We start from the raw sequence: 10,298 nt of genomic DNA, 5'->3' as shown, positions 1-10,298 counted from the left end.
TCTGCGCGACAGTCACCACCAACACACCCGGCTCGGGGACACCTACGGGAACAGTGACCTTCACCGGACCCGGCGGACTCAACCAAACCGTCACACTCGACGCCACCGGCAAAGCCTGCCTCACCACGACGACACTCGCCACCGGCACCATCACCGGCCACTACAACGGCAGCGCCTGCGATCTGCCGTCGGCCGGCACCGCGACCATCACCGTCAACCCCGCCAACACCACCACCACCCTCACCGCCACCCCGAACCCCTCGGTATGCGGCCAGCCGGTGACAGTGTGCGCGACAGTCACCACCAACACACCCGGCTCCGGCACACCAACCGGCACCGTGACCTTCACCGGACCCGGCGGACTCAACCAAACCGTGACACTCGACGCCACCGGCAAAGCCTGCCTCACCACCACGACACTCGCCACCGGCACCATCACCGCCCACTACAACGGCAGCGCCTGCTTCAACCCCTCCACCAACACGGTGGCCATCACCGTGACCACCGTCTCCACCACCATGACCGCCGCACCCACACAGCTCCGGGTTCGCGTGAACGGCGACATCGTGATCCAGACCATGAGCGCCACGCTCAAGAACTCCAGCACCAACGCCGGGATCCCCGGGATGACGGTGACCTTCCGGGCCAACTCGGCCGTCGGCCCGATCGTGCTCGGTACAGCGGTCACAAACGCCAGCGGCGTGGCGACCCTCGCCCCGCCCACCCGTGTGGTTCCCGCCACCACGGTCACCGCCCCCACCTACACCGCGACCTTCGCGGGATCGGGGTGCTACGCCCCGTCCTCGGCCACGGCAGGCTTGACCTTCGTGCCGATCCCGCTCGTGCCGTAATCGGACGCGACCGCCCACCCTCAGGCCCGCGCCGGGCCGCCCACCAGCGGCCCGGCGCGGGCCCCGGCATGCGGCCGGTCCGAGCGGACCGCTGGTCGCTCACGCCTGGGCGTTCTGGCTCGGCGGGGGCGTGGTCGAAGGCAGTTTGCGTACACCGCGGGCCGTGTCTGTGACTGCCGCGAGGAAACCCTCGGCGCGGGGGGACGCGGTGCGGGTGAGCCAGGCCGGATCGACGTCGCACACGGCCACCGTCACGGCGGTGCCCGCCAGGGCCAGCGGGAGGGTGTGGACCACGGTGGAGGGGAAGCTGAGGATCGTACGGCCCACCGGGCCGCGCCGGGCGACCAGTTCGAGCGGCAGGTCCGGGCGGACGATCTCCAGTCCCGTCGCCGCGCTGACCTGCTGGAGTTTCTCGCTGCTCTCGCGCCGGTGGGCGAAGTACCGGGTGGCGCCGTAGGCGCGGGCCAGCGAGGCGACGGCCTCCAGATAGCGCTCCGTGTCCACGACTCCGGTCTCCACGAGGGACGTGCCGACCAGGTCGGCGCCCTTGGTGAGCCGGGGCGGGCCGAACCGGGCCCGGGTCCAGGCGAACTCGTTCGCGGTCACCGCCACGTTCTCGGGGGCCTCCACCGGCATCGAGCTGAAGACCTCCATCGGACGCGAACCGTCCGGCCTGGGCGTCAGCCGGCGCCGGGCGCGGCGTGAGACCGGCGCGAAGAGCAGCCCCCGCGCCCCACCGCGCATGCCGCGCCGGTGCCAGCGCACGAACCGCTCCCCCCGGGCCAGTTGGGAGACGAACTCCATAGTGGCGGTGCCGTCGTCCACCACGGTGATCCGCCGCTCGGCACGGGCGGGGGTGAGCGCGAGCAGGAGTTGCACGTAGCGCGAGAACGGGTCACCGATCACCAGCGTGCCGGCCCGGCTGAGCCGGCGGCTGAGGGACAGCAGCCCGCCGAGCACCCCCACCGCCCCGTCCCGCGCCTCCTGCCAGCGCACGGTGATCCCCTCGTCCCGCGCCAGCTCCGCCATCCTGCGCAACTGGCCACGGGTCATCGGATCGTGCGGCGGCAGAACGACCAGGGTGAGGGGGGTGGCGGTGCTGGGGGCGGGGTGATTGTGCGCCCACTCAAGGACGTTGAGGAGTTGGACCGGGCTTTCGACGAACGCCAGCGCCCCGTCCTGAGTCTCCGCCTTGGCCTCCGCCTTCGCCTTCGCCTTGGCCCGGCGCCGGCCCCGGCCCCGGCCCTCGACTCTGGGGCCAGGGTCGGAGTCGGGAGCGGGGTTCCGTACGGGGTCGGGATCCGGTCCTGAGCCCGGCTCCGGTCCTGAGCCCGGCTCCCGTCTTGGGGTGGGCTCCCGGCCTGGGAGGGGCTGCCGGGCCTGGCCGGGCCGCTGCCCGGGGGCGGGGTCGGAACGGGGGGCGTCGGCAAGAGCCGGCGCAGACACCCGGCCCGTCGCAGAGGGCTCCACCGCCGGTGCTCCGGAACCGGAGCCGCTACGGGACATCTGCGCATACGCTCCGTTCCGCTGTCAGACGCCGACCGGCTCGCCGGCCTCGGCCTCCTCGGCGACGACTCCCTTGACGCGGCGCAGCTTGCGCATGGGCTGAAGCTCGCTGTCGTAGACCTTCTTCACACCGTCGCCGAGGGACTCCTCGATGGTGCGGATGTCGCGCACCAGCCGCTGGAGACCCTGCGGCTCCACGGACGCGGCCTGATCGGAGCCCCACATGGCGCGGTCGAGGGTGATGTGCCGCTCGACGAAGACAGCGCCGAGCGCGACGGCGGCCAGGGTCGTCTGAAGGCCGGTCTCGTGACCGCTGTAGCCGATCGGAACGTTGGGGAACTCCGCCTGGAGGGTGTGGATGACCCGCAGGTTCAGCTCCTCGGCCTTGGCCGGGTAAGTGGAGGTGGCGTGGCAGAGCAGGATGTTCTCGCTGCCCAGGACCTCCACCGCGTGCCGGATCTGCTTCGGGGTGGACATGCCGGTGGAGAGGATGACGGTGCGGCCGGTCCCGCGGAGGGCGCGCAGGAGTTCGTCGTCCGTGAGGGAGGCGGAGGCCACCTTGTGCGCGGGGACGTCGAACTTCTCCAGGAACGCGATGGACTCCACGTCCCACGGGGAAGCGAACCAGTCGATGCCGCGCTGGGCGCAGTGCTCGCTGATGGCGCGGTAGTCGTTCTCGTCGAACTCGACGCGGTGCCGGTAGTCGATGTACGTCATCCGGCCCCAGGGGGTGTCGCGCTCCAGGTCCCACTGGTCGCGCGGGGTGCAGATCTCCGGGGTGCGCTTCTGGAACTTGACGGCGTCACAGCCGGCTTCGGCCGCCGCGTCGATGAGGGCGAAGGCGTTGTCGAGGTCGCCGTTGTGATTGATGCCGATCTCGCCGGTGATGTAGACGGGGCGGCCGGGGCCCGCGGTCTTGGAACCGAGAGTGCGGAGGCGAGCGCTGTTGTTCATCATTTCTGGGGGTTTCTTTCTTGAGTCGTTACTGAGGGAGTAAGGGGTTGGGGGGACGAGGTGGGGTGGGTGGCGGGGATAGGTTTGCCGCAGGTCAGGAGGCGGCGGGCGTGGGCGCGGGCTTCGGGCGGAGGGGAGCGGGGGCGCGTCTTCTTCAGAGGGTGGGCCCCACAAGCCAGCCCGCGATCTCCCGCACCGCCCCCCCCCCCCCCCCCCGTGTGGTGACGGCCCGGGCCGCGGCCCGCACCACGTCGTGTGCGTCCGCGACCGCCACGGGCCAGCCCGCGAGCGCGAAGCACGGCAGGTCGTTGGCGTCGTTCCCCGCGTAGAGCACGCGTTCGGGCGCGATGCCTTGTTCCTCGCACCACTGCTTGAGTGCGAGGTCCTTCCGGTCGATGCCGTGCAGTACGGGCAGCTTCAGCTTCGCCGCGCGCTGCGCCACGACCGGGTTCTTCTCCGTGGACAGGATCAGCACCTCCAGCCCGGCGCGGCGCAGCGCCGCGATGCCGAGCCCGTCGCCGCGGTGTACGGCGACCGTCTCCCGTCCTTCGGAATCGACGTACACCCTGTCGTCGGTCTGGGTGCCGTCGAAATCCAGTACGACCGCGTCCACGTCCTCCCGTGTCGGCAGGGCCGAGAGACCCTCGCGGCCCGCGTCCAGCACCGGCGCGAGCGCGCGGGCGCGGGCCAGGTCGTGCGGGTCGTCGACCTCCAGTACGCGCGACGGGTCGGTGCGCACCAGCGCCGTGCGGCCGAAGAACCGGTGGCCCGCCTCGCGGAATCCCATGGCGTCCATGGCGTAGGCGGCGCCGGTCTCCAGCAGGTCCTCGGGGCGGTCCTGGCGCCGGGGCCGTAGGGAGCGGTCGTGGTTGACGCCGTAGGCGCTCGCCTTGACGGCGGCGTCGCGCCCGTCGCGGCCCGCGGCGAGATCACGGACGACGGCGAGGCCGCCACCGCTGTTGAAGCCGCCCCCCACCGCATGGGCACTGTCACCGGCGCGAGCACCGTCACCAGCACGCGCACCTGTGCCGTCTCCCTCCCGCCAGACGAAGCCGTGGAAGGGGGCGGCCGTCAGGGCGCTGTCCGCGCCGTCCTCGATGACGGCCGCCGCGACGCCCTCCACGTCCTCGCGGACCAGGAACGGGCTGGTGCACTGCACCAGCAGCACGGTGTGCAGCGGTTTGCGGTGGCGTTCTTCGTAGACGTCCATGGCGTGCAGGACGGCGGCCTCGCTGGTGGCGAGGTCACCCGCGATCTCGGCGGGCCGCTCGACCACCTCGGCGCCGGCCGAGCGGGCGGCCTCGGCGATGGCGGGGTCGTCCGTGGAGACGACGACGTCGGTCACGTTCCGCGCGGCCAGGCACTCGCGCGCCGCACGGGCGACGAGCGGGACCCCCGCGACGGGAGCCAGGTTCTTGGCGGCCACGCCCTTGGACCCGCCCCGGGCGGGGATCACCGCGAGGACACGGGGAGTTGGGGACATGCGGGCTCCTGAAGGTGACGGTGACTCGGGGTGGGACTCGGACTGGGCACCGGGTTGGGAGCCGGCCCGGGCCCCGGCCCGCGGGCCGGGCAGGGCATCGGTCCGGGAGTCGGCGGAGGGCCGCGCGGCGACCTCGGCACGGGTGGCGGTGGCGGTCGCCCTGGGTTCGTGCCGGGGGCCCGGCGCCGGTGGTGACACGTCGTGCGATTCCGTCACCCCCTGAACCGGTGACGTTTCTCGGGGCGACGCGCCCTCATACGGCTGCGCCACCTCACAGGGCTGCGCCACCTCACAGGGCTGCTCCACCTCACAGGGCTGCTCCACCTCACAGGGCTGCTCCACCTCATGTGCCGGCGTCACCCCCTGAACCGGTGACGCTTCACGACGCGGCATCGGCACCCCTCGGGACGGCGCGCCCCCGCGCGGCGGCCTCACAGCTCGCCCGCCTTCCGGATGAGGGGCGCGACGCGCTGGACGCCGTGCCGGTAGGCGCCCCTGGCCGCCTCGCGTACGACGCGGCGTACCACGCCCGGCCCGCTGCCCTCGGCCGCCGCGGCTCCGGCGGCGCCGCCCGCCGGGGAGCCGTCCGGGGCGAGCCCGTAGCGGCGCAGGATGGCGGGGAGGTAGCCGGGCGCGGTCCGCTCCGTGTAGTACGGGGCGAGCGGAGGCAGCCCGTCCGTGGCGGCGCGCGCGGTCAGTTCCGCGACCCGCCCGCGCGCCGCGGCGAACGGCTCCCGGGCGCGCGCTCCTTGGCGGAGCACCCACTTCTCGTCGGCCCGCGGGAGCAGCCCGTCGTCGAGCTGGTCCCAGGAGGCGAGGCATCCGGAGCCGGTGAAGTAGTGGTTGCCGAGCGCCTCGCGGATGCCGAGGTCGGTGAGTACGGCCGTGGGCACGCCGCGGTGCAGGGACTCCAGCGCGGCGGTGGAGCTGACGGTGACCAGCAATCCGCCCGTGTGCGCGGCGCGGTCGAGGATCTGCCCCATGTTGCCGTAGACGAGACGGCAGTTGACGGGCAGCCCGCCGCGTTCGCCGTCGCCGCCGGGAAGCTTGCGGACGAGCTTTTGGTAGGGCTCTTCCTCGATGTGGGTGGTGTGTTCGCCGGGCTTGCTGCGGAGCTTGATCAGCACTTCGCGCTCGGGGTGCCGCAGCGCGTGCGAGACGGCGCGGCGCAGCAGGTACGCGCGGTCCTCGCGGTTCGCCGGTACGGAGGGCTGTACGGCGAAGACGACGGTGAACGCCCCCGCCGCGCCCGGGTCACCACCCGGGCCCTGGCCCGCGCCCGCCGCACCGTCCCCCCCACGCGCATCGCTCTCTCCCGCCTCGTTCGCCGCGTCCACCTCGTCGAGGAACGGCAGCGCACACTGCACCACTCCTCCGCTCTCCGCGCCGACGCCCTCGTAGACGGCGCGGAAACGCTCCGCGTCGTGGGAGGAGTTGGCGAGAACGAGGTCGGCACCGTGCCGCAGCAGGAGGCCGTCGGCGAGCTTCTCGTAGACCACCCCGACGTACCCGGTGACGACGACGGGCCGGCGCCCCGCGCCAGAAAGCTGCCCGTCGTGCCCCGCGCCAGAAAGCCGCGCGCCAGAAAGCCGCCCGTCGTGCCGCGCGCCGGGAAGCCCCCCCGCACGCCCCGGCTCAACGGCGCCCCGGTCGGCGGACCCCCGCTCGGCGAACCCCCGGTTCAGGCCGTGCAGCATGGCCTGCACGGCGCCGCCGACACAGGCGAGAACGACCATGTCGTAGGCACCGGGCGCGAGGGCCGCGCGGACGAACTCGGCGGTCGTCACCTCGCGCAGCGTCTCGACGGTGACGCCGACCTCGGCGAGCTGGCGCGGGGTGGGCGTGGCCCGCCCGCGCAGCAGGAGGCCGTCGATCCGGGCCTCGGGGGCGAGCCTGCGTGCGGTGAGCGCTCCCCATTTCCACCGGGTGTCGGAATCGGCGAGTACCGCGACCCGGGCCGGGCCGGCCGGGGTACGGGCCGCCGTGTGAGGCGGAGAAATGTTTTCTCGTGAGGGCACGTCGCCGACGTTAGGAAGGGATGTGGGAAGTCGGCCCAACGTGAATACAACAGACGGTTAACAGCACACCGACGAATGGCCAACCGGCCCGCCGGGCCATCGCGTTCACCGTACCGCCACGCGCCGTTCACCCTGGAGCCCGCCGCAGGTCAAGACGGGGGTTGGGCGAGCCGCCTAGGGTCCTTCGGATGGTCAAGCTCTCCGTCATCGTGCCGTTTTACAACGTGCAGTCCTTTGCCCCCGAAACGCTGCGGAGTCTCCGTGCGAACGTGCGCGATGATTTCGAATTCATTCTGGTGGACGACGCTTCTTCCGACGGAACGCCGGAGATTCTGGAGCGCGCGGAGCGCGAATTTCAGGGAGCCGCGCAGGTCATCCGGGTACGGCACGCGCACAACGGCGGTCTCGCCACGGCGCGGAACACCGGCCTGGACCGGGCGAACGGCGAATTCGTCACCTTTCTGGACGGTGACGACTGGCTGGCGCCCGGCTACTACGCGGAGCTGGTCGCCTGTATCGAGCGGCTGGGCTGCGAGTTCGTCCGCACCGACCATGTGCGGTGCACGGCGCGCTCCCGCACCCTGGCACGGGTGCCGCACGGCAGGCGGGGCGTGGTGACCGACCCCCGGGAGGCGATCTTGCCGGTCGGGCGGAGCACCTCGGTGGACTACGCGTACGCGTGGGCGGGGATCTACCACCGCAGGCTGCTGGACGACGGGCTGCTGCACTTCCGGCCCGGGCTGCGTACGGCCGAGGACCGGCCGTGGATCTGGCGGCTGCACCGGGAGGCCAGGTCGTTCGCCGCCGTGGGGCTGCTGGGCGTCTTCTACCGGCGCGGGGTGGCCTCGTCGCTGACGCAGATCGGGGATGTGCGGCAACTCGACTTCATCCGCGCCTTCGACCAGGTGATCGAGGAGACCTCGCGCGACAAGGACGCCGAGGCGCTGATGCCGAAGGCGGTACGGACGTACTGCGCGATCATCTCGCACCATCTGACCAGCGGCAGGTTCGAGCCGCAGGTGGAGCGGAAGCTGCGGTCGATGAGCGCGGCGGCCCTCAAGCGGCTGCCCCCCGGTCTGCTGACCGAGGCGCTGGATTCCATGGACGTCGAGCGCGCCTCCCGCCTGCGCCGACTGCGCAGGCGCCCCTTCCGGACCGACGACGGCCCACCCGGCGACGACGGAGCCACACCGAACCCGCCGAACCCATCAGGCATGCCGAACCCATCAGGCATGCCGAACCCATCAGACGCATCGAACACATCAAGCACATCGAGCACATCGGCCACCCAGGAGACACCGGACACGCGGTCCGGCACGGGGGTGGCCGTCTGATGCGTACGCAGATCTTCTTCGCCTCCACCCTCTACGGCGCCGCCACCCTGGCCGCCGCGCTGGACGCGGGCCGCTTCGCCCCGGCGGACCGGCGCCTGCTGCTGGTCAGCAACAACGCCACCAATCCGGAGACCTCGCATCCGCTGAACGCCATGCCCGGCTTCGAGCGGCTGCGCAGCCGCTTCGACCGGGTGCTGTCGTGGAACGAGGCGATCCGCCCGTTCCATCCGGGCGGCTGGTCACCGCGCGCGGACGACGCCCCGCTGTGGGAGCGCTATCTGCGGCAGCTCTGGAACCTGGACGACCACCCGGCACACACCGGCCGCACCGGCTACACGGACGGCCCCGGCCACACCGGCCACACCGGCCACACCGGCTACACGGGGAACGACGTCGAACTCGTACTGGAATCGATCCAGGTGGCACCGGCCCTCACGGTGGCCCGGCTGTTCCCCGACGCGCCGATCGACGTGTACGCCGACGGCCTGATGAGCTACGGGCCCACCCGCGACAAGCTGGATCCGCTGGTGGGCTCGCGCGTGCGGCGGCTGCTGCATCTGGAACTGATCCCGGGGCTGACACCGCTGCTGCTGTCGGAGTTCGGGGTACCGGCCGAGGTGGTGCCCACCGAAGCCTTCACCGCCGTGCTGGCCGAGCTGGCCCAGGACCTCCCCCCGTCGGCGACGGCCGCGCCCCGGGGCGCGGCACTGCTGCTGGGGCAGTATCTGTCCGCGCTGGGCATCCTCTCCGCCGAGGAGGAGGAACAGCTCCACCTGCGGATGCTGCGCGGCGTCGCCGCACGCGGTCACCGGAAGGTGGTCTTCAAGCCGCATCCGGTCGCCCCGGCCCGCTACTCCCGCGCGCTGGAGGAGGCGGCGGCCGAGCTGGACGTCGAGTTGACGGTGCTGGGCTCGCCGGTACTGGCGGAGGTCCTGTACGAGCGGATGCGGCCCGCACTGGTGGTGGGCTGCTTCTCGACAGCGCTGCTGACCGCCTCCGCCTTCTACGGCCTGCCTGCGGCGCGTACCGGCACCGGGCAGCTGCTGGAGCGGGTGACGCCCTATCAGAACAGCAACCGGATCCCGGTGACGCTGGTGGACGCCGTACTGCCGGACCTGGACGACGACGCGGCGGCGGCCTTCGAGCCGCGCGCCGGTTCGGAGTTGACAGCCCTGGTACGCGCCGTGGGCTTCTGCATGCAGGCCGAGGTCTATCCGGAGCTGCGCCCCGAGGCCGAGCACTACCTGAGCACCCGTCTGGACGCGACGACTTGGCGCTACTTCAAGCGCCGCCGTCTGACAGCACTGGCCCTTCCGGGGGCGATCCCCCGCCAGCTCGCCTTCGTACCGCGCAACCGCGCGGTACGAAGAGTCGCCCGCCGCGCCCGCGCCCTCAAACGCTCGACGGTGGGCTGAACCCGCCGCCGGCGACCGGGCCCGCGCCCGGCACGCGGCCCCTCCCCGATACAGCGCAGCTCGCACCGCATCGGGGAGGGGCAGGGACAGGGGGTACTACGGCAGCAGACCGTCCAGATCGAGGCCGAGGCTGAACGGCACGGTGCGCCGAAGCTCCTGCCGGAAGATCCCGGCGGGCGCGTAGGCGCTGGTCGGACGGTCGAGCTCATAGACGTGGACGACGGGTGCGCCGTTCTCTTCCTCGACGCACCAGTAGTGCGGGATCCCCGCCTCCGCGTACTTCCGGAGCTTGACCGTGCGGTCGCGGTGCGCGGACTCCGGGGAGACGACTTCGATCACGAGCCGCACCTCTTCCGGGGCGAACCATGTCCGGTCGGGCTCGTAGGGCACCGTGGTGACGAGGAGGTCGGGCTCCGGGCGGTTGCGCGCATCGAGGCGGATGGTCATTCCCCGCTCCGCTTCGAAGCCCTCCGGCGCCTGTTCCATGAGCGCGGCCGTGAGCGCGGTGGTCAGGCGGCTGTGCCAGGACCGCTGCGGCGACATCATGAAGACGAGAGCTCCGTCGATCAGTTCGGTGTGCCGTGGGGCCTGGGGAAGGTGGTCGAGGTCCTCGGCGAGCCACCCCTCGGGGCGCGGCGGATGCATCCAGTCGGGCAGCGCGGTCATGGACCCACCGTAGCGAGGGTGGAGGGCCGCGGCCACGAGAGAGTGATGTACGTGCCTGGTCCCGCCGGGAG

Annotated in this window: 8 protein-coding genes; 3 read left to right on the top strand and 5 right to left on the bottom strand. The window is 72.2% G+C overall.

Annotated features, from left to right (window positions below):
• Positions 1–851 (top strand): Ig-like domain repeat protein (locus ABD339_RS29760; RefSeq protein ID WP_344570246.1); only part of this gene is annotated, 851 nt, incomplete at its 5' end.
• Positions 852–950: 99 nt separating this feature from the next.
• On the opposite strand, the gene ABD339_RS29755 is transcribed toward ABD339_RS29760, so the two are convergent.
• The 4 genes from ABD339_RS29755 to ABD339_RS29740 form a co-directional block, all read right to left on the bottom strand.
• Positions 951–2,021, bottom strand: a complete 1,071-nt coding sequence (locus ABD339_RS29755) for a hypothetical protein (protein ID WP_344570254.1) — start codon at positions 2,019–2,021, stop codon at positions 951–953.
• Positions 2,022–2,381: 360 nt separating this feature from the next.
• Positions 2,382–3,311, bottom strand: a complete 930-nt coding sequence (locus tag ABD339_RS29750; protein ID WP_344570253.1) for an N-acetylneuraminate synthase family protein — start codon at positions 3,309–3,311, stop codon at positions 2,382–2,384.
• Between the two features lie 154 nt (positions 3,312–3,465).
• The gene (locus tag ABD339_RS29745; RefSeq protein WP_344570245.1) at positions 3,466–4,794 is read right to left on the bottom strand and encodes a cytidylyltransferase domain-containing protein; all 1,329 of its coding nucleotides are present in this window, start codon (positions 4,792–4,794) and stop codon (positions 3,466–3,468) included.
• A gap of 431 nt (positions 4,795–5,225) precedes the next feature.
• Complete coding sequence (locus ABD339_RS29740; protein WP_344570252.1) at positions 5,226–6,794, bottom strand: DUF6716 putative glycosyltransferase; 1,569 nt, start codon at positions 6,792–6,794, stop codon at positions 5,226–5,228.
• 206 nt (positions 6,795–7,000) lie between these two features.
• On the opposite strand from ABD339_RS29740, the gene ABD339_RS29735 reads away from it, so the two are divergent.
• Positions 7,001–8,146, top strand: a complete 1,146-nt coding sequence (locus tag ABD339_RS29735; RefSeq protein WP_344570244.1) for a glycosyltransferase family 2 protein — start codon at positions 7,001–7,003, stop codon at positions 8,144–8,146.
• Complete coding sequence (locus ABD339_RS29730) at positions 8,146–9,561, top strand: polysialyltransferase family glycosyltransferase (RefSeq protein ID WP_344570243.1); 1,416 nt, start codon at positions 8,146–8,148, stop codon at positions 9,559–9,561. The genes ABD339_RS29735 and ABD339_RS29730 overlap by 1 nt, the downstream gene beginning before the upstream one ends.
• A 96-nt stretch (positions 9,562–9,657) precedes the next feature.
• On the opposite strand, the gene ABD339_RS29725 is transcribed toward ABD339_RS29730, so the two are convergent.
• Complete coding sequence (locus ABD339_RS29725) at positions 9,658–10,227, bottom strand: Uma2 family endonuclease (protein WP_344570242.1); 570 nt, start codon at positions 10,225–10,227, stop codon at positions 9,658–9,660.
• Positions 10,228–10,298 lie beyond the last annotated feature (71 nt).

The sequence above is a fragment of the Streptomyces axinellae genome, assembly GCF_039532135.1.
GTDB lineage: Bacteria > Actinomycetota > Actinomycetes > Streptomycetales > Streptomycetaceae > Streptomyces > Streptomyces axinellae.
Note: the sequence above shows the minus strand (reverse complement) of the source record. Positions and strands in the feature narration are given on the sequence as shown.